Genomic DNA, 25,335 nt, shown 5'->3' with positions numbered 1-25,335 from the left:
CGCAAACACGGAGTGCGAAATTGCGAAAGCCAGTTGCCAGCACGGCCACATGAGCTATAGATATAGCTTATAAGATCAAGAGAGCGCGGACGCTCCAGACATGATGTCGAGCACGGGGAAAACAGGGAGGAAAAATTGATCGATCGCCGCCAGGTTACATTGGGTCTTGCTGCCGCCGCCGCGACCGCGGCCACCGGCCCGTTCGGGCTGGGTCGCGCCAGCGCCGCCAGCCCCGAACTCGTCGCCGCCGCCGAGAAGGAAGGCAAGGTCGTCTGGTACACGACGATGATCGTGAACCAGGCCGTGCGTCCGATCGCCGACGCGTTCATGAAGAAGTATCCGAAGATCAAGGTCGAGTTTACGCGCGCCGGCAGCGGCGACACGGCGCTCAAGATCATCAACGAACATCAAGCCGGCCGCATGATGGGCGACGTGTTTGACGGCACCGCGACGTTTTCGTCGGTCATGCCGGCGGGCGCGGTACAACCTTACAAGGCGGCGGAAGCGGCAGCCTATCCGGATGAGTTGAAAGATCCGGACGGTTATTGGACCGCGCTCAATCTCTATTTCCTCACCGCCGCCTACAACACCAGTCTGGTCAAGCCGGACCAGGTGCCGAAGAACTTTGACGATCTGCTCGATCCGAAATGGAAGGGCCAGATGGTGTGGTCCACGGTGCCGGAGCCGGTCGCCGCGCCGGGCTTCCTCGGCAACATGCTGCAGATCAAGGGCGACAAGGCCGGCATGGAATACATCGACAAGCTGGCGGCGCAGAAGATCACCAACATGTCGTCGTCGCAACGCACCGTGCTCGACCGCGTCATCGTAGGCGACTTCCCGCTCGGCTTGATGGTGTTCAACCATCATGTCGAGATATCCAAGGCCAAGGGCGCGCCGATCGAGTGGCTGCATATGGAGCCGCTGGTGAGCGCCGCGAGTCTTCTCGGCCTCATCAAGGGCGGTCCCAATCCGAACGCCGGCAAGCTGCTGATCGAATACATGCTGTCGGAGGAGGGTCAGAAGGTGCTCGCCGGTACCAGCTATCTGCCGGCGCATCCCAAGGTGCAGGCCACGATCCCGACCCTGCTGCCGACCGGACCGAAGCCGTTCAAATACACGCTGATGTCGCCGAAGATTGTCGACGCCAACCTCAAGACCTGGATCAAGCTGCTCAACGAGAAGTTCGCCTGATCGCCGAACCTCTGACGACCGGTGCGCGGCGGGTCCTTAAGTCTGCCGCGCATCTATTCCCGATATCACTCTTGCGGCTAGCGATAACGCACGATGGAGGCAAGACTGAGCGCCCTTACGCCCAGCGCGACGGTTGAACGCAAGCGCATGAGCCAGACGGCCGTGCTCGCTTGGGTACTCGGCATCATTCTCGCCGTGCTGGTGCTGCCGCCGGCGATCATCCTCATCATGCGCTCGGTCGCGGTCACCAATGCCGACGCCACCGTGGGCGGCTTCACGCTCGAGCATTTTGCGCGCTTCATCCACAGTCCGGAACTGCTGCGCACCTTGTCGAACTCGCTGATCTTCGCGGTGTGTTCGACCATCATCGGTTTGCTCTTCGGGGGTACCTTGGCCTGGCTGGTCGAGCGCACCAATACGCGCTTCAAGGGTCTGGCTTATGTCACCACCATCATCTCGATGGGTACGCCCTATATCCTCTATGTCAGCGCCTGGCTGTTCCTGCTCGGCCGCTCGGGGCCGTTCAACGATCTCTATCGCCAGCTCACCGGCAGCTTCCGGCCGCTGTTCGATCCGTATTCGCTCGGCGGCATGATCCTGATCGAAGGCTTCCTCTGGTCCCCGCTGGTGTTCCTGCTGATGTCTTCGACGTTCCGCGCTGCCAATGCGGAAATGGAAGAAGCGGCGCGCATGAGCGGCGCCACCGTCTTCCGTACCATCTGGACGATCTCGATCAAGATGGCCAAGCCCGCGATTCTGGCGCTGGCGCTGTTCGTCTTTATCCGCGCCATCGAGGCTTTCGAGGTGCCGATCCTGGTCGGGCACCCCGGCAAGGTGAACGTGCTGACCACGGAAGTCTATCAGTCGATCAAGGAAACGATCCCGCCGGATCTCGGCTATGCCAGCGCCTATTCGGTGGTGCTGCTGGCGGTCGTCGCCGTGCTGCTGCACTTTTACAATCGCCTGTCGCGCAACGCCGGCCGCTACTCGACCGTCACCGGCAAGGGTTACCGGCCGCGGCAGTTCGATCTTGGCGGCTATCGCTGGATCGGCGACCTGCTGGTGCTGTTCAACTTCTGCATCGTGCTGTTGCTGCCGCTGATGGCGCTGCTGTGGCTGTCGCTCTTGCCCTACATGCGCGCCATGAGCTTCGCCGCGATCAGCAATTTCAGCCTGGCGAACTACGTCACGGTGCTAACCTCGGATTACTACCGCACTCTGGCGGCGAACACGCTCGCCGTCGGCGCGGTCGCCGCGACGCTCGGCATGATCCTGTCGTTCTTCGTCGGCTGGCTGAGCGCGCGGCGCCGGCCCGGCGGCCAGATTCTCGATCAGCTCGCCACCGTGCCTCTGGTGTTTCCCGGCGTCGTCATGGGCGTCGCCTTCTTGATGATCCTGCTCAACGTGCCGCTGCCGATCTACGGCACCATCTGGGCGCTGATTATCGCCTATGTCGTGCGTTATCTGCCTTACGGCCTGCGCTACACCTACACGGGCGTGTTGCAGATACACAAAGAACTCGAGGAAGCCGCTGGCGCCAGCGGCGCGACGCCGATGCAGGCGTTGCGGCGGATCATCGCGCCGCTGTTGTCGCCAGCGATCATTTCCGGCTGGCTGTTCATCTTCCTCATCGCGACCAAGGAGCTCGCCGTCGCCGTGCTGCTGGCCGGACCGAGCTCGCAAGTGGTCGCCGTCGGCATGTACGATCTGTGGGTCAACGGGCAGGGCGGTGAGCTTGCGGCCTTCGGCCTGATCTGGGCGGCGGTCATGGCGCTGGTCGCGTCGGCCTTCTACTTCGTCGCCGAGAAGAGTGGCCGCGGCGGCATCCAGTGACGGCACGGACCGGGAGACAGGGATAAGGACGATGCTGAAGCTTGAGCACCTCACCAAGGTCTATGCGGCGCTGCCCAACGAATATGCCGGCGGTATTCGCGACGCCAATATCGACCTGGCGCCGGGCACGTTCTTCACGCTGCTCGGGCCGTCTGGCTGCGGCAAGACCACGACCTTGCGCTGCATCGCGGGTCTGGAAACGCCCGATACCGGCCGCATCACCGTCGATGGCCGGCCGCTGTTCGACAGCGATCGCGGCATCTCGGTGCCGCTGCACCGGCGCAACATCGGCATGGTGTTCCAGTCCTACGCCATCTGGCCGCATATGAGCGTGTTCGAGAATGTGTCGTTCCCGATGCGCGTGTCGAAGACTCAGCGTTACTCGACGGCGGAAATCGCCAAGGCGGTGGACGAAGCCTTGGAGAGCGTTGGTCTCGGCGGCTATGCCAAGCGCTCGGCGACGCAGCTCTCCGGCGGCCAACAGCAGCGCGTCGCGCTCGCCCGCGCCATCGTGCACCGCCCGAAACTGCTGCTGCTCGACGAGCCGCTGTCCAATCTCGACGCCGCGCTGCGCGAAGACATGCGCACTGAATTGAAGCGCCTGCAGCGCGAGCTCGGCGTCACAGCGGTCTATGTGACGCACGATCAGTCGGAAGCGCTGGCGATGTCCGACACCATCGCCGTCATCGCCAAGGGCCGCATGATGCAGGTCGGCTCGCCGCGCGACATCTATTTCCGCCCGGCCAACGAGTTCGTCGCCAGCTTCATCGGCCATACCAACATCCTGCGCGGCCGCCTCGATGGCGTCGGCAACTCTGTCGAGCTGGAAGGCGGCGGCACCTTGCGCTGCCGCACGGACGGCGAAGCCGGCCCCGACGTCGCCATCTCGATCCGTCCGGAAGATATCGTCTTGCAGAAGGCGGCGCCGCAGAACGGCGAGACCATGAATGTGCTACCCGGCGTGGTGACGGCCGCGAGCTTCCTGGGCAATGTCGTGCATTATGAGATCAAGACGCGCAATGCCGGCAGCACCTTCCGCGTCGAAGGCGAGCCGGCGACGCCGTTCGACACCGGCGCCGAGGTGGTGATGTCGTTCCGCCCGGAAGACACGCTCGCCGTTCCGCGTAGCTGAGCCATGTTCTACGACCCGCGCAGCGAGCCGCACGGACTGCCGCACAATCCGTGGAATGCGCTGATCTCGCCGCGGCCCATCGGCTGGATCTCGACCGTGTCGACCGACGGCGTCGCCAATCTGGCGCCGTACTCGTTCTTCAACGCCGTCTCCGGCAGCCCGCCTTTCGTGATGTTTTCATCGACGCCGCGCAAGCATTCGCTGGCCAATATCGAGGCGACCGGCGAATTCGTCGTCAATGTCGTCAGTTTGGATCTCTGCAAGCAGATGAACCAGAGTTCGGCGGTCTATCCGCCGGAGGTTGACGAGTTCGAGCGGGTGGGGCTGGCCAAGGCGCCGTGCCGTAACGTGAAGCCGCCACGCGTCGCCGCGGCGCCGGCGGCGATCGAGTGCATTCTTTATCAGACCATCCCGCTCAGGCCGAAGAGCGGCTTGCCGTCGGCGACGACGATCGTGATCGGCGAGGTCGTCGGCATCCATATCGACGATGCCATCCTCACCAATGGCCTGGTCGACACGCGGCGCCTGAAGCCCGTGGCCCGGCTCGGCTACATGGATTACTCGGTCACCGAAGAAATCTTCGAAATGCTGCGTCCCGATTTTCAGTTCGCCGGGAGGCCCAATGCCGATCACTGACGCCATGGTCCGGCAGGCCGCCGAGGACCTCTATTCCTGGGCGCTGCGCAAGGTGCCGGACGACACCAAGGCGGCCCTGGCGCGGGCCATGGAGAAGGAGACCAAGGAAGCGGCGCGGCAGACTTTGTTGCTGCAACTGCGCAGCGCCGAACTGGCCGAAAAGCGCGACACTTTCGTCTGCTCCGACAGCGGCGTTCCGGTCTATTTCGTCAAGATCGGCAGTGCCGCGCCGCTGCAATGCGACTTTCCGGCGGCGATCCGCCAGGGCTACGAGCATCTGGTCGAGACCATCGACCCGCCGATCCTCAAGCATGTCACCAACCCGCTGACCCTGGAGCGTGGGTATCACGGCAAAGACATGCCGATCGTCAGCTACGACTTCGAGAGCGGCCTGGATTACGTCGAAATGACGTGTTCTCCCAAGGCGCTCGGCTCGGGGCGCTGGGCGGCCTTGCAATTGTTCACTTTTCCGACGCTGGAAGAAATAGAGACCTACATCCTCGACGTCGCAATCACCGCCGGCGCGCAGCATTGCCCGCCGGTGGTGATGGGCGTCGGCATAGGCGGTACGTTCGATCATTGTGCTTCACTTGCTAAGAAGCAGACCTTGCGGCCACTCGGCACCGTGAATACCGATGCAACCTTGGCGGCAATGGAGGAGCGGCTGACCCGCGCCGTCAACAAGCTCGGCGTCGGGCCGATGGGCACCGGCGGCGACACCACGGTGCTCGGCGTGCACATCGATTATGCCTCCGGCCACGGCTTCACGCCGGTGGCGGTGTGCTTCAATTGCTGGATCAACCGCCGCACCCGCGCCAGGCTCTACGGCGATGGCCGCATCGAGCGCATGGAGTGACGCGATGAGCGGCATGGTCGAGCACGATCTCAAGCTGCCGCTGTCCGACGCCGATGTGCGCGCGCTCAAGGTCGGCGACATTGTTTATGTCAGCGGCGAAATCCACAGCACGGCCGGCATTCCGACGCACAAACGCATGCTCGAATGCCTCGCACGCGGCGAGGCGCTGCCGTTCGATCTCAAAGGCGGCGCGCTGTTCCACCTCGGCAGCTACAATATCGAGGACGCCGATGGCGGCCTCAAGATTCTGTATATCAACCCAACCACCAGCACGCGTTTCAATGACCTGATGCCGCAACTGATCCCGGCGCTCGGCTTGCGCCTGACCGGCGGCAAAGGCGGGCTCGACGCCCGGTCGGCACAGGCGATGAAGGATGCGGGCTGCGTCTATCTGTCGTTCCTCGGCGGCGGCGCGCCGATCCTAACCGACGCGATCAAGCGCGTCACCGGCATCGGCTGGCGCGACATGATCTCGCATTATCGTCTGGTGCGGATCGAGGTCGAACGGCTGGGACCGCTCACGGTCGCCATCGATGCCCATGGCAACAGCGTCTATGACGACACCATCAAGGCGATACAGGACAAGCGCGCTTCGATCCTGGCCGAATTGCGCGCCGATCGCGAGCGCGCTTAACGGACCGCGCCTTTGGCGCGCAACGTCGCGATCTCGTCGGCCGACAGGCCGAGGACGTTGCGCAGCACATCGTCGGTGTGCTCGGCGAAAACCGGCGGCGGCAGCTTGGTGCCGGTCTCGGTAGCGGAAAAGCGGATTGGATTGGCGACGACGCGCACGGTGCCAGCCTTCGTGTGCTCAACGCTTTGCAGCAATTCGCGGTGTTGCACCTGCGGGTGCGCGAACACGTCCTCGAAGGTGTTGAGCGGACCGCTCGGTACGCCGACCTTGTCGAGCGCGGCGTACCAGTTGTCGGCGGTGTCGGTCTTCAGGCGCTCGGCCAGGATCGGGATCAGCGCGTCGGCATTGCGCACGCGCTCGAGGTTGGACGTGAAGCGCGGATCGTCGGCGAGCTCCGGCCGACCGAGCAGCTCGACGAAGCGGCGGAACTGCGTGTCATTGCCGACCGCGATCATGATCGGCCTGTCGGCGCAGTCGAAGCTCTGCCAGGGGCAGGTGATCTGCGAGGCGGTGCCGTTGCGCCGCGGCAGCTTGCCGGACGACAGATAATTGGTCGCCATGTGCGAGGCGGCATGAATCTGCGTGTCGAGCAGGGCAATGTCGATGAACTGGCCCTCGCCCGAATGGGTGTCGCGGTGATTGAGCGCGGCGAGGATGCCCACGACGGCATAGAGCCCGGCGGTGATGTCGGAGATCGAATAGCCGACCAGGGTGGGGCCAGCGCCCGGTTTGCCGTCGGCGACGCCGGTCATGCTGAGCACGCCGCTCATCGCCTGAAAGATCGGATCGTAGCCGGGCAGGTGACTTAAGGGACCGGTCTGGCCGAAGCCGGTGATGGAGCAATAGACGAGGCGGGGATTGCGCGCCGCCACGGATTGATAATTTAGGCCAAAGCGGGCGAGGTTGCCGACCTTGAAGTTCTCGATCAGCACGTCGGCGCAGTCAATGAGTTGAAGGATCAGCGCCTGGCCTTCGGGCGTGCCCATGTCGATGGCGATCGACTTCTTACCGCGGTTCATCGCCAGGAAGGACGAGGTCTCGCCGGTCGGCTCGCCGTCGGGGCCGAGATGCGGCACGCCCATGCGGCGCACGTCGTCACCGCCCTTGACGTGTTCGACCTTGATGACGTCCGCGCCGAGATCGGCCAGCATCTGCGCCGCCCAGGGCCCGGCGAAGACCCGGCTGAGATCGAGCACCTTGATGTGCGACAGGTTACCCGGCACGGTCGTTCCTCCGGGCGCGGCTCCGATGGCCGGCCCTTCTTATAGTAATGTGCTAGGTTTATGAGTAATAAGGCGCCATGCCCGGCTGTCAATTGATTAAAAGCTAGTTTTTTCTGGGTAATTCACTATTTTGGCGTAGGGACAAAATCGCCGGCCGGTTGCGGCCGGCCGCGATCGGACGGCACCACGTATGGGACAGACGGCCCTCGGCAATAACACCGCTGAAGCGCTGCGCAAAAGTTCGGTCGCGCGCTATCTGCAACTGGCGAGCCTGTTCCGCCGCCGTATCGAATCCGGCGAATGGCTGGTCGATAGCAAAATCCCGACGGTGAAAGAACTCGCCGATCAGTGCGGTGTCGCCAGCATGACCATCCGCCAGGCGCTCGATCTGCTCGAGGCCGACGGTCTGATCGAGCGCTTCCGCGCCAAGGGCACCTTCGTCAAGAAGCAGCCGCAGCGCGACCTGTGGTGCAAGGTGCACACCGACTGGACCGGCCTGTTGCTGGCGCGCGAAAACGCGGTGATCGAGATCCTCTCGGACGAGCGCAATGTGCAATTGCCGCCGTATCACGGCGATGCCGGCATCGCGGCGCCGGCTTACCGGCACCTGAAGCGCCGGCATTCGCGCAATGGCGTCGCCTTCCTCCTGGCCGATGTCTATGTCGATGAACGTATCGTGCCGCTCATTCCCGAGAGCGCCTTCACCACAGCGACGGCAATGCGTCTGGTCGCCGATATCGCCGACCAGAAGATCGTCGATGCGCGCCAGGAACTCACTATCGGCGCCGCCGATCTGGAAACCTCGACGCGGCTCAACATCCCGCTCGGCGAGGCGGTCGCCAAGGTGCAGCGCGTTGCCGTCAACCAAGACGGCCATCTCATCCTGGTGGCCAATGGCATCTATCGCGGCGATATGGTGCGGATCGAGATGAAGCTGCGTTAGCGTGCGGTGGCTCAGGCCGGCGAGAAGCGTGCCGGACTCATGATTGTCACGAGATCGGCGGCTTGGCGGAAGCCCCAGAATGTGCATTAAGGCGAAGATAAATAACGGAAACGTAGTAAACTAGATAGACCGCCGCTTCTCGATCGCTCCCATGATGGATGGCGTGGACTGACGGAAATTCGTTATTTCCGCCAGAGATCTAGCTCAACCGTAGCAGAGCTGTGTCGTACCTTTCGACGGATTTTTTTGAGTTTTCGACCTTTCTACTCGGAATGAACAGAATGTGGCCGGCGGTAGCGATCTCCACGAACTGAGCGCCGGAAATCGTATCGCGCATGTGGCACATCGTCTCCGGCATCTTGCCGTCGTCCTTGCCGGCGATCAGCAATGTAGGCGCCGTGATACGCGGCAGCACATCGGCATAGGCGTAGTTCTGCAACGCGCGGGCGCAGGCTTCAAACCCGGCGAAGGGCGTTGTTGCGATCATCCGGCGCGCGCTGTCGGCGCGGCCTTCCTTGGCCTGATCGAACGAAAACCAGCATGCGACCGTGGCATCGGCGAAAGCGTCCATGCCGTCGCGGCGCGCCATGTCGATGCGCTCTTCCCAACCGGCGCCGCCGCCCGGCCCGGTGGCGGCCTGGCCGTCGCAGAGCACCAACCGTTCGATCCGCTGCGGTTGTCTAGCGTAGAGGTCGAGGCCGGTCGGCACGCCCATCGAAAGGCCGACAAAGGTGCAGGTCGCGATGCCGAGATGATCGAGCAGGACGCCGACGTCATCACCCAATTGATCGAAGGTGCAGGCCAAGGATGGGACGCTTGACCCGCCATGGCCGCGCTGGTGGTAGCTCAGCACGTGGAAATTCGGCGCGAGGGCGGCCGCCTGGCTGTCCCATAACGATATGTCGGTGCAGATTGAATTGCTGAACACGATCCACGGCACGTACCGATGGTCAGGAATCGGCGCCGTCGCTCTCGCCGAAGCGATTGAGCATGTCTTCTGTCGCCGCTGCATGCTGCATGCGAACGATCGCCTCGGCGAGTTGCAAGTCCTGACGGCGGATCGCATCGATCAGCAGGCGCTTTTCGCGGGCGAGCCCACGCTGCCGGCCTTCGCCGTAGCCGAAGCGCCGCCGGAAAGCACTGATCAGTTCCCAGCCGCGCAGGAAGATGCGATGCGCTTCGTAGTTGTCGGCGGTGGCAACGATGGTGGCGTGGAATTCGCGATTGAGCACGAGACTGGCTTCGAAATCGCCCTTGTCGATCGCGGCCTCGAAGTCGGCAGCGAGTTTTTCCAGCGTATCGATCTTTTCCAGCGTCATTCTGCGAATGCCGCCCTTGAGCGCGAAAACGCGCAGCTCTGTATTGATCTCGAACAGGTCATTGACGAAATGCTGATCGAGACGACGCACTGTGGCGCCGCGGTTTGGCTCGATCTCGATCATGCCTTCGCCTTCGAGCTTGCGCAGCGCTTCGCGCAGTGGCATCGGACTGAAGCCGAATTGGCTCGACAGATCGGCAACCTTGAGGCGTTGGCCGGGGCTGTATTGCCCCGACACGATGGCCTGCCGGATCATTGTCGTGGCCTGCTCGACGGATGTGAGGGACAGGTCCTCGACGGCGCCCTGATCCCGGCTGCCGTTGGTCTTTGCTCGCCCGACATGATTTGCCATCAGAGCCTCACTTTAGCGCCCTGCCGCCCGGCAGGCGGTGCCACGTCGCTTTCATAGCGGGCGATGGGGCTGCAGGCAAAGATTGAAACATTCCATCCACTGTCAGACGGCTTGTGGACGCTTGCGCACCATGGCGGCATGGTCGGCGTCGATGACGACGGTCCCGTCCTGGTTGATGAGTTCGGTCTTTTCGATGACGATGCCGTGGCCGTTTTTGCTTTCGCGCTTGCTGTCGAACACGACGCGGACATGGAGCACGTCGCCGGGGAAAATCGGCTGACGAAATCGCACTTTGTCCCAGCCGAGCGAGGCGATCGAGGTGTTTTCGTAGAGTTTCAACTCGGATTTAAGCCCCTCGATCAGCGCCAGCCCATAGAGCCCATGGGCGATGGTCCGGCCGAAGCTGGTATTTTTGCAGTAGGCCTCGTCGGTATGCAGCGGATGGCGGTCGCGGGTGACGTCCGCAAACGTCAGGACGTCGCCGGTCGTGACCTCGTGGCTATCGCTGAGAACCTCATCACCGATCACGACGTCCTCATAATAGAGGTCGATGAATTGCTCTCGCGGCTTGGTCTGCATCATGCGTCTCCGGCGATAGGTGTCGCTGACATTCTGGTTGTCGTCGTCTCGATCGATTAAACGAATTCGCGCAGACCGGCCTTGTCGACGGTCTCGATGATCTTCTTCGCCGCCGCCGGCAGAACCGGCAGCAGAGGCGGGCGCGGAATGGGGTTATCGATGATGCCGAGATGGGCGAGGCCCATTTTCAGCCGCGTATGCATGTCGATCAAGGGCGGCGCGCCATAGATCGTGCGCGTAATCGGATACAGCCGGTCATTGATCGCGCGCATCAGCGGCAGGCCCTCGGCGACGGTCGCCTTCCACAAGGCGCACAGCCAATGCGGCGTCATGTTCGCCATGCCGGACAGAATGCCGTCGGCGCCGGTCGCCATCTGCGCGAACATCCAGAGATAATTCGACGCCAGAATGGCCACATCCGGCGCCGCCGCCTTGATCTGGCGCAGATTGTCTTCGTACAGCGTGATGTCGGCGCTGCCTTCCTTGATGGCGACGACGCGCTTGCGCTGACTCAGCTCAGCCAGAATGGCGGTGCTGAAACCGCTGCCGGACGCGACCGACTGCTGGAAGATCGACACCGGAATGTCGATTTTGGCCAGCACGGCATCGACGTAATCGAGCGCGAAACGCGGGTCGTTGCCGGCGCCGGCCGAAAATTGCGGCATCGGAAACAGCACCGCGACATCGGCGCCGTTATCCTGGGCTAGCTGCGCCTGCGCGATGGCGTCGGCGGTCGAGTAGGGGATGACACCGGACATCAGCGGCTTGTCCTTGCCGATGAAGGCGCGCGTGCGTTTGAGCACTTCGGCGCGCTCGGCCGGCGTCAGAGCCGCGCCTTCGCCGGCATGACCGTTGACGAACACCGCGGCGATGCCCTCCGGGGTCGTGCAATATTCCAGCAGCCGGTCGTAGCTCTTCCAGTCGATGGAGAGGTCGTCGTTGAACGGCAGGACGGTTGCGACGGTGACGCCGGAGAGGGACAGCTTCTTCATGTCAATTCCTTCGGTGCAACGCGGCTTCCGCCAGCGTCGCTTTCGGGCTCGTTTTCAGACCCATGGGGCCCGAGCGGAAAATGCGCGCATCCATGGTCTTGAGATCGGGCGACACCGCCGGCGCGAACTTCATCTGATCGAGCACGTCTTCTTTCAGACGAACGCCGGGCGCGATTTCGATGAGGACAAGGCCTTCTTGAGCGAGCCTGAATACGGCGCGTTCGGAAACGAACAGCACGTCCTGGCCGCGCTGCCGCGCCAGTCGGCCGTTGAAGCTAATCTGGCCGACCGCCGGCACGAACTTCTTGAACTTGCCTTCGCGCGCGATCGTCAGGGCGCCGTCGCCAATCGCGATATCGAGGCCGCCGCCGGTCAGCGTGCCGCTGAACACCAGACGCTTGGCGTTCTGCGTGATATCGATGAAACCGCCGGCACCGTCATAGCGATCGCCGAACCGGGTGACATTGACGTTACCCTCGGCGTCGACTTCGGCGAAGGACAGGAAGGCGCAAGTGAGGCCGCCGCCATCATAGAAGTCGAACTGATAGGGCTGGTCGATGATAGCGCGCGGATTATAGGCGGTGCCGAATTCGCGGGCGTAGCCCGGCACGCCGCCGATGACGCCGGCTTCCACGGTCAGCGTCATGATATCTTCGATTTCCTCTTCCGCGGCGACATTGGGAATCATCGCGGAAACGCCGACGCCGAGATTGACGACGTCGCCGCGGCGCAATTCGAAAGCGGCGCGGCGCGCGATGACGCGCTTGTCGCTCAACGGATCGGGCTTGATCGAAGAGATCGGAATGCGGGTTTCGCCGCAGCGGCTCGGATCGTAGACCGTGGTGTAGGTTTGCATCTGCTCCGGCACCACGACGAAATGGTCGATCAGAAAGCCCGGGATCTTCACCAATTGCGGATGCAAAGTGCCGCGTTTGACCTGCCGCTTGACCTGGCAGACGACAATGCCGCCGGCGTTGTGGACGGCCTGTGCGATCGACAGGTCTTCGCGGGTCGTGGCTTCGTGTTCCATCGCCACGTAGCCATCTTCGTCGACGCTGGTGCCGCGCAGGAAGGCAATGGTCGGCGTCGGCGCCTGGTACAGCAGCCAGTCGCGGCCGGCCAGCTGCACGAGTTCGACCATCGGCGTAATGGTGCGCTTGTTCATGCGCCCGCCTTCCTGGCGCGGGTCCATATAGGTGTGCAGGCCGACATGGGTGACGACGCCCGGCTGCTTGGCCGCCATGCTGCGGAACAGTTGCGTCATCACGCCTTGCGGAAAATTGTAGCCCTCCATCGCCTCATCGACGATCAGTTTCATGAACGGCAATTGCAGGCCGAAATTGCTGCCGAAGACGCGGGCGACAAGCCCTGGATAAGCAAGACAGCACAGGCCTTTTTCGGTGACGGCGCCGATACCGGTCACATGCAGCAAGGTCAGATCGCGCGGGTGGCTGTGCGCGACGAAGCGCTTTTCCAGGCTTTCGAGAATGGCTTCCGGCACGCCGGTGCCGCCATTGCCGCCGACGACAAGAATGTCGCCGTTCTTGACCAGAGCGGCGGCGTCATCCGGGCTGATGATGCTGATCATGGCGCGGCCTCAGGCGAGTTCTTTCTCGAGCTGGCGCGCGATGATCATGCGCTGGATCTGGTTGGTGCCTTCGTAAATCTGCGACAGGCGCACGTCGCGGAAGATGCGCTCGATGCGATATTCCTTCGAATAGCCATTGCCGCCATGGATCTGCAGCGCATTGGAGACGTGCTGCATGGCCATATCGGTGGTGAACAGCTTGGCGTGCGCCGCTTCCTTGGCGATCGGGAAACCGGCATCGTACAGCTTGGCGGCGTGATGGATCAGCAGGCGCGCCGCCGCGATGTCCTTCGACATGTCGGCCAGCATGAACTGGATCGCCTGGAACTTGATAATCTCGGAGCCGAACTGGCGTCGGCTCTTGGCATAGGCGACCGCGTCCTCCATGGCGCCTTGCGCCATGCCGAGCGCCATCGACGACATCATCAGGCGCGAGAAGTTGAAGTTTTCCATCGCCATCTTGAAGGCCTGGTTTTCCGGGCCGATGCGGTTCGCGACCGGCACGCGCACCTGGTCGAAGCTGATCTGGCAGTCTTCCAGACCGTGCATGCCGAGCAGCTCTTCTGATTTGCCGCGGGAGATGCCCTTGTGGTCGGCCTCGACCAGAATGCAGCTGATGCCGCGGTGGCCGGCATCCTTGTCGGTCTTGGCGAAGATCATAATGAAGTCGGCGATGCGACCGAAGGTGACCCAAGCCTTGGTGCCGCTGATCACGTAGTCGTCGCCGTCGCGCAGGGCGACGGTGCGCATCGCCGCGACGTCGGAGCCGCAGTCGGGCTCGGTGGCGGCGGTGGCCGGAATGGCATCGCCGCTGAGCAGGGCCGGGATCCACATCTTCTGCGTCTCGGTACCGTGCTGGTGCAGGAAGTGCGCGGCCTCGACCGGAATGGCGTAGGCGTTGCCAAGCGCACCTGAAGCGCGTGCGATTTCCTCCATGACGATGCAGGTGGTGACGGTGTCGAGCCCGGCGCCGCCGGCCTCCGGCGCCAGAGAGACACCGAACAGGCCGAGATCGGCCATTTCCTTGTACAAAGCACGCGGAAATACGTCGTCGCGGTCGATCGCGGCCGCGGCCGGCATGATCCGGTCCTGGGTGAAGCGGCGGACGCTGTCGCGGAGCATTTTCTGGTCGTCGGTGTAGAAGTGATCCATCTCTCAGCCCTCTGGCTAATATTTGATCAAATATGCAAAATTATGCGTCAGCCAATTGGCCGGCGTGGGACACCTCGCTGGGGTCTCGCTCGAAGAAGTAGATGACGACGGCCTTGGCCGTCGTGCCATAGGCGGCGGCGAGGGCCTCGGTGACCTTGGCGGCGGCGGCGGCGCGCAGCGCGCGGCTTCGGCTGTAGGCATGAAGTTTCACGAATATGCGTTTGGTGTCAGCCGCATCGCCGTATTTTCCCGCGTGACCGTAGGCTTCCGGAGCGATGGCGAAGAAATACAGTGACACGGTTTCCGGCTCGACCGCGAAGGCTTCGCACAGGGCGGCGGTGGCGCGCTCGGTCGCCATTTTTCGCGCCGCGGGCCGGGCGTCGAAGTCGAAGATTTCCAGGAAGGGCATGTCAGTCCTGCTTACCGATTGAGCAGAAAATGCAGCTGCGCATTTTTCTCGCAATAAATCCTGTTTCTGAATTGACATTTAATCTGATCAAATGTCAATTTGATAAAATAATATTAGATCAATAGCGGTGCGACTGGATTTCGCCGCTGTTATCGGTTCACGAGGAAGCGTGATGAGCGACTTTCGCGGCAGCTACACAGTGATGGTGACGCCCTTTGCCGATGACTGCCGCCTCGACGAGGCGCGGTTGCGCGGCTTCGTCGACTGGCAGATCAAGGAGGGCGTGCAGGGCCTGATCCCGCTCGGCAGCACCGGTGAATTCCTGTCGTTGACCCGCGAGGAGCGCCACATGGTGGCGTCCACCGTGATCAACGAGGCGAAGGGCCGGGTGCCGGTGCTGGTCGGCACCGCCGCCGAATGGACCGACGAGGCCGTATCACTGAGCAAGGAAGCCGAAGCGCTCGGGGCCGACGGCGTCATGGTGGTGCCACCTTATTACTCGTCGCCAACCGAGGACGAGTTGTTCGTGCACTACCGCAAGATCGCCGAGGCGATCTCGATCCCGGTGATGGTCTACAACAATCCCAATACCGCCAATGTCGATCTGAAGGCGAGCTTCGTCGCCCGCCTCGCCGAGATCGACAATATCTCCTACATCAAGGAATCGAGCGGCGACGTCACGCGGACCACCGAGATCATCCGTCTGTGCGGCGATCGCATGACCGTGTTCGCCGGCTATCACCCGTGGGAGAGCTACCTGGTCGGCGCGCAGGGCTACGTATCGGTCTTCTCCAACATCGCGCCGGCGCTCTCGACCGAACTCTTCAAGGTGACAGTCGACCAGGCCAACCCGAACGCCGGGCGCGATCTTTATTTCCGCATTCTATCGCTGCTCGAAGCACTGAGCGGCGATCTTTACGTGTCGGCGACCAAGGCGGCGCTCGGTTTGATCGGGCGCCCCGTCGGTCCGCCGCGGCCTCCGCGCCTTCCTCTCCCGGCTGGGAAGATCGCGTCATTGAAGCCGGTGCTTGCGAGCTTGGGACTGTTGCCGGCGTCCCGATAACACCGCCGGGCACGTCGTTGGCCCGGTCCATCGGAAATGCATGGAGTCACGAAAGGGGATTCTCATGAAGATCAGAATGACGCTGCTAGCTCTGTTATTGTCCGCCGCACCGCTGATGTCGGCCTCCGCGGCCGAGGTCGTCCTCAAGGCCAGCCATAACGCCAACGCGACCGAGCCGTACAATCTCGGTCTCGAGCGCATGAACGAGATTCTCAAGAAGAAGACCGGCGACAAGGCCGAAATCAAGATCTTCCCGAACGCCCAGCTCGGCGACGAGAAGGAAAGCATCCAGGGCACGCAGCTCGGCACCATCGACATCGCCGTGACCGCGAACGAGACCCTGGTGAACTTCGTTCCCGATCTCAGCGTGTTCAGCATGCCGTTCCTGTTCGGGGACGCGGCGCAGATGAACCGCGCACTTGCCGACCCGGCGGTACGCGACGACGTCAACAAGATCCTCGCCAAGAAGGGCTTCCATCTGCTCGGCTTCTTCTCGGCCGGTACCCGTCACATCATGACCAAGAAGCCGATCAAGTCGATCGCCGACCTTCATGGCATGAAGATCCGCACCATGCAGAACCCGGCCCATATCGCCGCGTTCAAGGATTTCGGCGCCAACCCGACGCCGCTCGCCTATAGCGAGCTCTACGGCGCGCTGCAGACCGGCGTCGTCGACGGCGCCGAAGCGGCCAACACCAACTACTTCTCCAAGAAGTTCTACGAAGTGGCGCCGGACTGGGCGCTGCTCGGCTGGCTCGAACTGGTCGCCCCGGTGATCATGGGCGAACAGCGCTTCCAGGCCCTGCCGAAGAACGTGCAGGTCGCGTTGACCGATGCCGCCAACGAAGCCTCCGCCTATCAGCGCAAGGTCTATCTCGACAGCGACAACAAGCTGTTCGACGAACTGGTCAAGCAGGGCGTCAAGGTGACCAAGCCCGACCCGGCGCCGTTCCGCGCCGCCGCGGAAAAGGTCTATGCCGGCTACATCACCACCGACGGCCAGAAAGAGCTCTTCAAGTTGATCAAGGCCGTAAAGTAAGATCGGGCGGGGCCGGGCGCCTGCGGGTGTCCGGCCTCGTTCTCTGCCACGCAAGCAGCGGAAAGGGCGGGCCAATCATGCAAGCGCGGAGCGCCGTTTCGGCCGGGATCGATGGCCTGCGCCAGGCGATGTCGGCGATCGTCATTGCGCTGTTCGTCGTCATGATGGCCGCGGTCATCATCCAGGTGCTCGGCCGCTACGTCTTCAACTATTCCATCGCAATCGCTTCAGAAGTCGCGACCTACGGCCAGATCTGGCTGGTCATGCTCGGCGCCGGCATCGCCATGGCGCGGCACCAGCATGTCGCCATCACCTTGTTTCACGGCCATCTCGCCCTGCCGGTGGCGCGCGCGATGAGCGTCGTAATCGCCGCCGTCACCATCGCCTTCCTCGGCGTCATCGCCTATGGCAGCATTCCGTTGATCCGGCTCGGTTTCATGCAGACCTCGGCGGCGATGGATATGCCGATGTGGATCATGTACGCCTCGATGCCGATCGGCGCCGCCTATATCGCGCTTGAGTTGGTCGTCTCGGTCATCGCGCGCTGGGGTAATCCATTCGTCCCGCCGGCCGCCGATTTCGAAGAGGATGTGGCGTAATGAGCGTCATTCTCGTCGGTTTCCTGCTGTTGTTGCTGCTCGGCGTTCCGGTTGTCTTCGTCCTTGGCGTCTCTGCGGTGATGGCGTTGTTGACCACCACCCAGGTGCCGGTGGTCATCGTCACCCAGCGCATTTTTGCCGGACTTGATTCTTTCACACTGATGGCGATTCCGTTCTTCGTCTTCGCCGGCATCGTTATGGATGCGGGCGGTATCTCGACGCGGATCGTCAATTTTGCCACCGCGCTGGTCGGCTGGATCACCGGCAGTCTGCTGCTGGTGTCCTGTGTCGCCGCCGCCGGTCTCGCTGCGATCTCCGGGTCCGGCTCGGCCGATACGGCGGCGATATCCTCGATCATGCAGCCACAGCTCAGGCGGCGGCGCTATGACGTCGATTTCGGCGCCGCCGTCATCGCCTGCGCCGGCGCGCTGGCGCAGGTCATTCCGCCAAGCCTGACCATGGTGATCATCGCGGTAATCTCCAACCTGTCGATCGGTGCGCTGTTCCTGGCCGGCGTCGTGCCGGGCTTGCTGTGCATCGTAGCCATCATGGTTTCGGCTTACGTCTTCGCGCGCCGGGGAGGGCCGCAATATCGCGAGATCGAGTCCTTCACGGTCGGACGGCTGCTGCGTACCGGTTACGAGGCGTTGCCCGCTTTCGGGATGCCGCTCCTGATCCTCGGCGGAATCCTGGGCGGTGCCTTCACCCCGACGGAGGCAGCAGCCGTTTCCGGCCTTTACGGCGTGTTGGTCGGCCTGTTCGTCTACCGCGAACTCAAGTTCAAGGCGCTGCCGCAGCTCATCCTGCGCGCGGCGTCGCTGTCGGCGGCGGTGATGCTGATCATCGGCACGGCCAGCGTATTCGCCTGGCTGATCGCCAATGACAACGTGCCGGCGCTGCTTGGCAACTGGATCAGCCACGTCGCCTCCGGCCCGGTGATGTTCCTGATCATCGTCAACGTCCTGTTCCTGATCATCGGCATGTTCATGGAGACGATCGCGGCGATCCTGATCGTCGTGCCGGTGCTGACGCCGCTCGCCGGGCACTTCCACATCGATCCGATCCACTTCGCACTGATCGTCGTGCTCAACTGCGCCGTCGGCACGGTGACGCCGCCTTACGGCATTTCGCTGTTCGTCGCTTCCAGCGTCGCCAACCGCACGGTGCTGCAGGTCGCCAACAGGCTCTGGATGCCGCTCGCCGCGATGGTCGCCGTTCTGCTGCTGGTGACCTTTGTGCCCGAGCTGTCGCTGGCCTTGCCGCGGATGGCGGGACTGCTGAAGTAGCCGCCGATGCCGGGTGACAAATGCCAGACGATAGGGACAACCGTATGATGGCCGAGGACGCCAAGGCGATGAGCTTCGGCGAGCGGCTGCGCCAGCTCGCGACCCAGCGTGGTGACCGGCCAGCGTTGACCATCCTTGAAGCGGGCGGCGGCGTACAGACAATTGGTTGGGCTGAACTCAACCGGCTGGTCGATCGGCTGGCGCATGTGATCGCGGGCCACGCGGCCGGCAAAGGGACGGTCGTCGGCATCGGTCTGCACAATGGCCTAGCCCATGTCGCAACGGTGCTGGCCACATGGCGCGCCGGTTGCACGACCCTGGTGTTCGATCCGGGCACGCCCATCGAGCAGATGATCCTTCTGTTCGACCGTGCCGGTGCGGCTCTTGCCATCGTCGAGGACGGGCAGGCGGGGGCTGAGCCGCGGTTGGTGGACCGGGCGGCCTTGATGGCGGCCGCGCAGGCGGCGCCGGAGACGCCGTTCGCCGACCGCGTGCCGCGGCCGGGCAAGATCATGATGACGGGCGGGTCAACCGGCTTGCCGAAGCTGATGGCGGACGACCTGCCATGGAAAAGCGTGCCGGGCGCGGCCTGGGGCAACGTCGCGCGCGCGCTCGGCTTTCGTCCCGACCAGGTGCAACTCGTATGCGGAGCGATGTCGCATAATGCGCCGCTCACCTGGGCGCAGCTCGGCCTGTTCGAAGGCCATCATCTGGTCGTCATGGAAAGGTTTGACGCATCGCGTGCGCTGCGCGCGATCGACGAGTACGGCGTCCAGTTCGTCATGGTGGTGCCGACCATGATGGTGCGGTTGCTCGATGCGCTGAAGGACATCGACGTGACGTTCGCGACGCTCGAGGCCTTCTACCATACCGCAGCCGTCTGCCCGATCTGGCTCAAACACGCCTGGATCGACAGGCTCGGGGCCAGCCGCGTGTTCGAAATGTATGGCTCCGGGGAAAATGTCGGGCAGACCATCATAACCGGTGACGAATGGCTCGCCCATCCCGGGTCGGTCGGGCGTTCCTTCGAGACAGATGTGCGTGTGCTCGATGCCGACGGCAAACCTCTGCCGGAGGGCGAGATCGGCGAACTGTTCATGAAGCGGTGGTCGACTGCGGGCGGAACCAGATTTCTCGATCCGGCCCATGTCGCGCGCTCCGATCCGGACGGTTTCGTCTGTGTCGGCGACTTGGCTTGGCTCGACGGCGATGGCTATGTGTACCTCGCCGGTCGGCGCGATGATGCGATCAATTCGGGCGGAATCAAAATTCATCCGGAAAAGGTCGAGGCGGCATTGTTGTCGCACCCGGCTGTGCGTGACGTGGTCGTCGTCGGCGTGAGCGACCGCGAATGGGGCCAGCGCGTTCATGCGGTGATCGAACTGCGCGCCGGCATCGGCGACGTTACGCTCGACGATCTACGCCATCATGGGCGCGTGCAATTGGCCGCCGCCGAGTTGCCCAAGAGCATGACCGTTGTCGAGCGGCTGCCGCGTGACGGCTTCGGCAAAGTGCGGCGGCGCGCGGTGCGCGATCTGCCCGCCGTCGCGCAAGCCGCGAACTGATGCCGGCGCGGCTGCTTCTTGCTGGTGCGTGTCCGGATGACTTGGCGGGCCGCCGCTCCTTCACGGAATTGGTGGACCCGTCGGCGTATTTGCACTCCTGAATAGTCGCCAACGCGTTTTGAGTTCGGGGCGCGCGGCTGTCATTTGGTCCGCGGCTATTTCGCATCGTTAGCCGCCTCATGGTGCAACTGCTGGTATTGCGACGGCGTCATGCGGACGGATTTGCGGAATTGTCGGGTAAACGCAGCCTGGTCGCCATAGCCGCAATCCAAGGCAATGCGGCTGATCGGGTCGTTGCTCTGGCGCAATCGGCTACAGGCGAGTTCAATACGGGTGCGCACCAGATATTGTCTGGTCGATACCCCGAACAGCGCCCGCATGCGAAGATCAAGTTGGAAAGCCGAGAGTCCGGCGCGCGCCGCTAGATCGCTCACGCGGACAGGGGTGTCGACGTTTGCGTGGATGTAGTCTATCGCGAGCGATAGGCTGTTCATATCGTAGTGCGTTTGCGATAGGGACTGCAGATCGCGGGAAATGCCGCACAAACCGACGATGCGCTTGTCGCGATTGAGAAGCGGCTCCTTCCAGGTCAGGCACCAGCCTTCCTCTCCGCTGGGGTAGAGAATGAGCTCCAGCTGGCCGTGCATTGGCCGCCCGGAGCCTGCGACGCTCATGTCCTGCGCAGCGATGCGCTGCCCGAGCAAGCCGGGAAATACTTCCTGGGCGGTAAGGCCGATCAATTCGCTCTTGTGCTTGCGACCGGTGCGAGCGACCAGCGTCTGATTAACCGCCGCATAGCGTCCCTCGAAGTCCTTAAGGAAGAACACGGTATCGGGAATAGCGTCGAAAAGATCCTCGCCGGCAAACGGCCGGTCGATCGCTGTGAGCAGGTGATCGCGGATTTCGCTTGGACTGGTGCTGCGGCGCTTCATGTCCATTGTGGTCGGGGGGGCGTCGTCGGGGGCCTTGGTCGAGAGACTGGTCCAGAGTTATGCCGATTCCGGGCGGGCCGCTATGGTTTCCGCTAAGACAAACCTACCACAGATTGGCGATATAGGCTGATGCGTGACGTGCCTATGCGAGTTATCGACAGTCATACGGAAGGTGAGCCGACTCGCCTCATCATCGAAGGCGGGCCGCCTCTTGGAACCGGGCCGCTCGATCTGCGCCGTCAGCGCTTCGCCGCGCAGTTTGATCGCTACCGCAGTTTCGCCGTGAACGAACCGCGCGGATACGATGCCCTGGTCGGCGCGCTGTTGTGCGAGCCGGAAGACAAGAGCTGCGCGGCAGGCGTTATCTTCTTTAACAACGTCGGCTACCTCGGGATGTGCGGGCACGGAACGATCGGGCTTGCAGTCACGCTTGCGCACATGGGCCGCATTCGTCTTGGGGCCCACAAGATTGAAACACCCGTCGGCATTGTGCATGTGAACCTTACCTCGTCGAATGAGGCAACGATCGAGAATGTCGCGAGCTATCGCTACCGCGAGGCGGTAAGCGTGAACGTCCCCGGGATCGGCGAGCTTGCGGGAGACGTGGCGTGGGGTGGCAACTGGTTCTTCTGCGTTCATGAAGCGCCATTCGCGCTGACGATGACTAACGTCCCAAACTTGTCGCGAACAGCCGACGCCGTGATGGCCGCGCTACGGGCGCAAGGGATCACGGGCAAGGACGGCGCCACGATTGACCATATCGAGTTCTACGGCCCGCCGACGCAAAAAGGCGCCCACAGTCGCAACTTCGTACTTTGTCCCGGCGGAGCTTATGACCGTTCGCCCTGCGGCACCGGTACAAGCGCAAAAATCGCATGCCTTGCCGCAGCCGGGACGCTTGGGCCTGGTGAAGATTTCGTGCAGGAGAGCATCGTCGGCAGTTCGTTTACGGCGCGCTATCGACGCGATGCAACAGGTGCGATCATCCCGAGTATCACCGGTCGCGCTTACGTTACCGGCGAGGGCACACTTCACCGGGCCCCTGCCGATCCTTTCGCCGACGGTCTGCGCACGATTTGAGCAGTTCTCTCCCGGCCAGTCAGCGTTTCTGTTGGACGAATCGGGTTCGCTTCCTGAACCGCCGCGGTGCTTTGCGCGGTGAGTGGTCCGGGGTTGTGCCGATTCCCCACTTGCCGCTTTCGCTTCCGCAAAGACAAATCTGCTGTCGGTCAGCGATCATTTTTCCAATGAGCAGCAGCCTCGAGTCGATACCAGGTGAAGGGCTGTTGGCCTGCTTTTTGCTCCGCCATACTGGCCCGGTTTCTTCTCCGTCGGCTACCCGGAAAATGGGGTTTGTACGGCGTTCATGGATCAACCGGTCACCAGACACGAATGTGCATCACCGGCGCCGCGATCCGGCTCTGAAATTGTGTAGTTCCATGGCCTCATTCGGCCTGAAAGGATTGGCCTTGCATGACCAAAGGCGTTGGTGGCTCGACTCCTGAACAGGAGTTCGCGCGTATGGAGAAGATGACTGCCGACGTCGTGCCGATTGGAAACGAGGAACGGATGGCGCGGATAGCGCACGCGCAAGCACTTATGCGCGAACAGGGCATCGCAGCGCTTTATCTCGATACGTCGGTCAATCTTTCCTATTTTACTGGGCTGAACCTCAAAGCCACAGAACGGCTTCACGGCGCGCTGATCCCGGCCGATGGGCCGGTTGTCTATCTCAGCCCCGCATTCGAAGAGCCGAAGACGCGCTCGCTACTCCACTTCGGTGACGATATCAGGGTGTGGGAGGAACACGAGGATCCGACCGCGCTCGTTGTCGAGACGGCTGCAGGGCTCGTCGCTTCGGGAACGACTATTGCCGTCGACCCGGCAACGCCCTTCTTCACCTTCGACGGCATGCGCCGCGCCGGCAATCGGTTCGATTTCACGAACGGCGCATCGATTACTGCCGCGTGCAGGGTTGTGAAATCGCCCGCCGAGATCGCCCTCATGCAGCGTGCCAACGAAGTCTCGCTGGAGGTTCACAAGGCCGCCGCGCGTATCCTCCGCGAAGGGATCACCACGACAGAGGTGCAGACTTTCGTCCTGGAAGCGCACCGGCGCCTCGGCGCAACCCCGCCTCCTGGCACGCCGCTCGTCCTGTTCGGCGAAGCGACGGCCTATCCCCATGGCGTCAGCTACCCGCAGACGCTTGCGTATGGCGACATGGTGCTGCTCGATATCGGCGGCTTCGTCGGGACCTATCGTTCGGATATGACGCGGACCTACGTGTTCGGCGAGCCAAATGCACGTCAGCGCGAAATCTGGGATCTCGAGAAGAAGGCGCAAGCTGCGGGCTTTGCCGCCGCGGTCATTGGGGCTCCGTGCGCAAGCGTGGATAATGCTGCGCGCGGCACGATCGCCGCCGCTGGCTTCGGCCCCGGCTACAAACTCCCTGGTCTCCCGCACCGAACCGGACATGGCATCGGGTTGGAAGTCCACGAGGAAACCTACATGGTCATGGGCAATATGACGCCGCTCGAAGCCGGCATGTGCTTTTCGGTCGAGCCGACGATTTGTATTTACGGCGAGTTCGGCATTCGTCTGGAGGACTGCGCCTACATGACGGCAGACGGGCCGCGCTGGTTCACCGAGCCCTGCGCAAACGTCGACGACCCTTTCGGCTATGATGCGTGATCGGCCGCCGCGCGCCGTTCGGCGCGAGCATGTTTTCGTAGCGCCGCCAACGGGCGCAAAACTGATGGAGACCGCGACGTGAGCCAATACCTCTTCAAGAACTTCGGTATGCTCGATCCCACGCGGGATGAAGTTCTTGGCGACCACGAGATCCTGGTCGAGAACCAATTGATCCGCGAAATTGCTGATCGCCCCATCAAGGCCGCGGATGCAGCGGTGATCGATTGCGGCGGACGGACATTGATGCCCGGACTGATCGATTGTCACGTGCATGTGGTGCTGAGCGAAGTCTTCATCCGCCAGCTCGAGAATATCCCGCTGACCCTGATGACGGCGCGTGCGATGCAGGCCATGCGTTCCATGCTCGACCGGGGCTTCACGACGGTGCGAGACACCGGCGGGGCCGACTGGGGCCTCAAGACCGCGGTCGACGAGGGGCTGATCGCCGGGCCGCGTCTCTTCATCGCTGGCCGCGCCATAGGCCCAACCGGCGGGCACAGTGACAGCCGGCGTCGCACCGACACCGCCATCAGCTGTCCGTGCTGCAGTGCGCTCGCCTTCAGCATGGGCGTGGCCGACGGCGAGACGGAGGTCAGGAAGGCTGTGCGCGAGGAGATGCGCCAGGGCTGCAATCACGTGAAGATCATGATGTCCGGCGGCGTCGCTTCTCCCTACGACCCTCTCGATTCCATGCAGTTCTCCGTAGGCGAAGTGGCGGCCGCGGTCGAAGAGGCGAGGGCGTTTGGACGCTATGTCTGCGCCCATGCTTATACGCCCGAAGCCATCACGCGCGCCGCGCATGCCGGCGTGCGCACGATCGAGCACGGCAATCTCATCGACGAGCCGACGGCCAAACTGATGGCCGAGAAGGACATGTTTCTCGTCGCCAATCTCGTTGCCTACTACGCGATGAAGGAGCGGGCGGCTGAATTCGGCATGAACGCCGAGATGCTGGAGAAAAACGATCTCGTTATCGAAGGCGGCCTGCGGTCCCTGGAGATCTGCAAGCGCGCCGGGGTGCCGGTTGCCTATGGCAGCGATCTTCTGGGCCCCCTCCAGGTCGACCAGAGCCGCGAGTTCCGGATCCGCAGCGAGGTCGTGTCGCCCCTGGAGATTATTCGCTCGGCAACCACCATCGCAGCCAAGGTCTTGAGGCAGGAAGGAAAACTCGGCTGCCTCGCTCCGGGCGCTTTCGCCGACCTGATCGTGGTTGACGGTGATCCGCTGCGCAACATCGACCTTCTCGGTGGGCAGGGCGATCACATCCCGCTCATCATGAAGGATGGCGCACTGCATAAAAACACACTGAATTGATCGGAGGA

The 25,335-nt window shown here is 62.8% G+C and carries 24 protein-coding genes; 15 read left to right on the top strand and 9 right to left on the bottom strand.

What is annotated here, in order from left to right:
- Positions 1–135: 135 nt before the first annotated feature.
- From E8Q40_RS14890 to E8Q40_RS14865, 6 genes are all read left to right on the top strand, one after another.
- Positions 136–1,191 carry an ABC transporter substrate-binding protein gene (locus E8Q40_RS14890; RefSeq protein WP_137045282.1) on the top strand — a complete coding sequence of 352 codons (1,056 nt, stop codon included), beginning with the start codon at positions 136–138 and terminating at the stop codon, positions 1,189–1,191.
- 147 nt (positions 1,192–1,338) lie between these two features.
- Positions 1,339–3,024 (top strand): iron ABC transporter permease, encoded by a 1,686-nt coding sequence (locus E8Q40_RS14885; RefSeq protein WP_137045281.1) that lies wholly within the window; start codon positions 1,339–1,341, stop codon positions 3,022–3,024.
- 31 nt (positions 3,025–3,055) lie between these two features.
- A complete protein-coding gene (locus E8Q40_RS14880; protein ID WP_137045280.1) occupies positions 3,056–4,156 on the top strand; it encodes an ABC transporter ATP-binding protein in 1,101 nt (366 codons plus the stop codon).
- 3 nt (positions 4,157–4,159) lie between these two features.
- Positions 4,160–4,792 (top strand): flavin reductase family protein, encoded by a 633-nt coding sequence (locus E8Q40_RS14875; protein ID WP_137045279.1) that lies wholly within the window; start codon positions 4,160–4,162, stop codon positions 4,790–4,792.
- On the top strand, positions 4,779–5,648 hold the full coding sequence (locus E8Q40_RS14870) for a fumarate hydratase (RefSeq protein ID WP_137045278.1): 870 nt from the start codon (positions 4,779–4,781) through the stop codon (positions 5,646–5,648). The genes E8Q40_RS14875 and E8Q40_RS14870 overlap by 14 nt, the downstream gene beginning before the upstream one ends.
- Before the next feature lie 4 nt (positions 5,649–5,652).
- A complete protein-coding gene (locus E8Q40_RS14865; protein WP_205995540.1) occupies positions 5,653–6,282 on the top strand; it encodes a fumarate hydratase C-terminal domain-containing protein in 630 nt (209 codons plus the stop codon).
- Here E8Q40_RS14865 and E8Q40_RS14860 read toward each other — a convergent pair.
- Entirely contained in the window at positions 6,279–7,505 is a 1,227-nt protein-coding gene (locus tag E8Q40_RS14860) for a CaiB/BaiF CoA-transferase family protein (protein ID WP_137045277.1), read from the bottom strand. The two genes, E8Q40_RS14865 and E8Q40_RS14860, sit on opposite strands and share 4 nt — an antisense overlap.
- Positions 7,506–7,695: 190 nt before the next feature.
- Here E8Q40_RS14860 and E8Q40_RS14855 point away from each other — a divergent pair, with 190 nt between their 5' ends.
- Positions 7,696–8,448: a GntR family transcriptional regulator gene (locus tag E8Q40_RS14855; protein ID WP_137045276.1), complete on the top strand. Its 753-nt coding sequence runs from the start codon at positions 7,696–7,698 to the stop codon at positions 8,446–8,448.
- A gap of 199 nt (positions 8,449–8,647) precedes the next feature.
- On the opposite strand, the gene E8Q40_RS14850 is transcribed toward E8Q40_RS14855, so the two are convergent.
- The 7 genes from E8Q40_RS14850 to E8Q40_RS14820 form a co-directional block, all read right to left on the bottom strand.
- Complete coding sequence (locus E8Q40_RS14850) at positions 8,648–9,376, bottom strand: alpha/beta fold hydrolase (RefSeq protein ID WP_168197851.1); 729 nt, start codon at positions 9,374–9,376, stop codon at positions 8,648–8,650.
- A gap of 22 nt (positions 9,377–9,398) precedes the next feature.
- Positions 9,399–10,118, bottom strand: coding sequence for a GntR family transcriptional regulator (locus E8Q40_RS14845; protein WP_137045274.1), 720 nt, complete (start codon positions 10,116–10,118; stop codon positions 9,399–9,401).
- A gap of 102 nt (positions 10,119–10,220) precedes the next feature.
- Entirely contained in the window at positions 10,221–10,700 is a 480-nt protein-coding gene (locus tag E8Q40_RS14840; RefSeq protein WP_246662858.1) for a MaoC family dehydratase, read from the bottom strand.
- A 53-nt stretch (positions 10,701–10,753) separates the two neighbouring features.
- On the bottom strand, positions 10,754–11,689 hold the full coding sequence (locus E8Q40_RS14835; protein WP_137045273.1) for a dihydrodipicolinate synthase family protein: 936 nt from the start codon (positions 11,687–11,689) through the stop codon (positions 10,754–10,756).
- Between the two features lies 1 nt (position 11,690).
- A complete protein-coding gene (locus tag E8Q40_RS14830; protein WP_137045272.1) occupies positions 11,691–13,277 on the bottom strand; it encodes an acyl CoA:acetate/3-ketoacid CoA transferase in 1,587 nt (528 codons plus the stop codon).
- Positions 13,278–13,286: 9 nt separating this feature from the next.
- Positions 13,287–14,429, bottom strand: coding sequence for an acyl-CoA dehydrogenase family protein (locus tag E8Q40_RS14825; protein WP_137045271.1), 1,143 nt, complete (start codon positions 14,427–14,429; stop codon positions 13,287–13,289).
- A 40-nt stretch (positions 14,430–14,469) separates the two neighbouring features.
- The gene (locus E8Q40_RS14820; RefSeq protein ID WP_137045270.1) at positions 14,470–14,916 is read right to left on the bottom strand and encodes a hypothetical protein; all 447 of its coding nucleotides are present in this window, start codon (positions 14,914–14,916) and stop codon (positions 14,470–14,472) included.
- Positions 14,917–15,007: 91 nt separating this feature from the next.
- Here E8Q40_RS14820 and dapA point away from each other — a divergent pair, with 91 nt between their 5' ends.
- From dapA to E8Q40_RS14795, 5 genes are all read left to right on the top strand, one after another.
- Complete coding sequence (gene dapA, locus E8Q40_RS14815; RefSeq protein ID WP_205995538.1) at positions 15,008–15,901, top strand: 4-hydroxy-tetrahydrodipicolinate synthase; 894 nt, start codon at positions 15,008–15,010, stop codon at positions 15,899–15,901.
- A 64-nt stretch (positions 15,902–15,965) separates the two neighbouring features.
- Complete coding sequence (locus E8Q40_RS14810; RefSeq protein WP_137045268.1) at positions 15,966–16,940, top strand: TRAP transporter substrate-binding protein; 975 nt, start codon at positions 15,966–15,968, stop codon at positions 16,938–16,940.
- Between the two features lie 77 nt (positions 16,941–17,017).
- Complete coding sequence (locus tag E8Q40_RS14805) at positions 17,018–17,539, top strand: TRAP transporter small permease (protein ID WP_137045267.1); 522 nt, start codon at positions 17,018–17,020, stop codon at positions 17,537–17,539.
- Entirely contained in the window at positions 17,539–18,825 is a 1,287-nt protein-coding gene (locus E8Q40_RS14800; RefSeq protein ID WP_137045266.1) for a TRAP transporter large permease, read from the top strand. Before E8Q40_RS14805 ends, E8Q40_RS14800 begins: the two co-directional genes overlap by 1 nt.
- A 44-nt stretch (positions 18,826–18,869) precedes the next feature.
- Positions 18,870–20,390 carry an AMP-binding protein gene (locus tag E8Q40_RS14795; RefSeq protein ID WP_205995536.1) on the top strand — a complete coding sequence of 507 codons (1,521 nt, stop codon included), beginning with the start codon at positions 18,870–18,872 and terminating at the stop codon, positions 20,388–20,390.
- A 155-nt stretch (positions 20,391–20,545) separates the two neighbouring features.
- On the opposite strand, the gene E8Q40_RS14790 is transcribed toward E8Q40_RS14795, so the two are convergent.
- Positions 20,546–21,322, bottom strand: a complete 777-nt coding sequence (locus E8Q40_RS14790) for an AraC family transcriptional regulator (protein WP_168197850.1) — start codon at positions 21,320–21,322, stop codon at positions 20,546–20,548.
- 144 nt (positions 21,323–21,466) lie between these two features.
- On the opposite strand from E8Q40_RS14790, the gene E8Q40_RS14785 reads away from it, so the two are divergent.
- The 3 genes from E8Q40_RS14785 to E8Q40_RS14775 all read left to right on the top strand — a co-directional run bounded on the left by E8Q40_RS14785 (position 21,467) and on the right by E8Q40_RS14775 (position 25,327).
- On the top strand, positions 21,467–22,402 hold the full coding sequence (locus E8Q40_RS14785) for a proline racemase family protein (protein WP_168197849.1): 936 nt from the start codon (positions 21,467–21,469) through the stop codon (positions 22,400–22,402).
- Between the two features lie 393 nt (positions 22,403–22,795).
- Positions 22,796–24,013 (top strand): Xaa-Pro peptidase family protein, encoded by a 1,218-nt coding sequence (locus E8Q40_RS14780; RefSeq protein WP_137045263.1) that lies wholly within the window; start codon positions 22,796–22,798, stop codon positions 24,011–24,013.
- A 78-nt stretch (positions 24,014–24,091) separates the two neighbouring features.
- Positions 24,092–25,327 (top strand): amidohydrolase family protein, encoded by a 1,236-nt coding sequence (locus tag E8Q40_RS14775; protein WP_137045262.1) that lies wholly within the window; start codon positions 24,092–24,094, stop codon positions 25,325–25,327.
- Positions 25,328–25,335: the final 8 nt, after the last annotated feature.

It is taken from the genome of Pseudolabrys sp. FHR47 (assembly GCF_005153485.1).
Lineage (GTDB): Bacteria > Pseudomonadota > Alphaproteobacteria > Rhizobiales > Xanthobacteraceae > Pseudolabrys.
The sequence above is the reverse complement of the archived record's forward strand: the minus strand, read 5'-3'. Positions and strand labels throughout refer to the sequence as shown.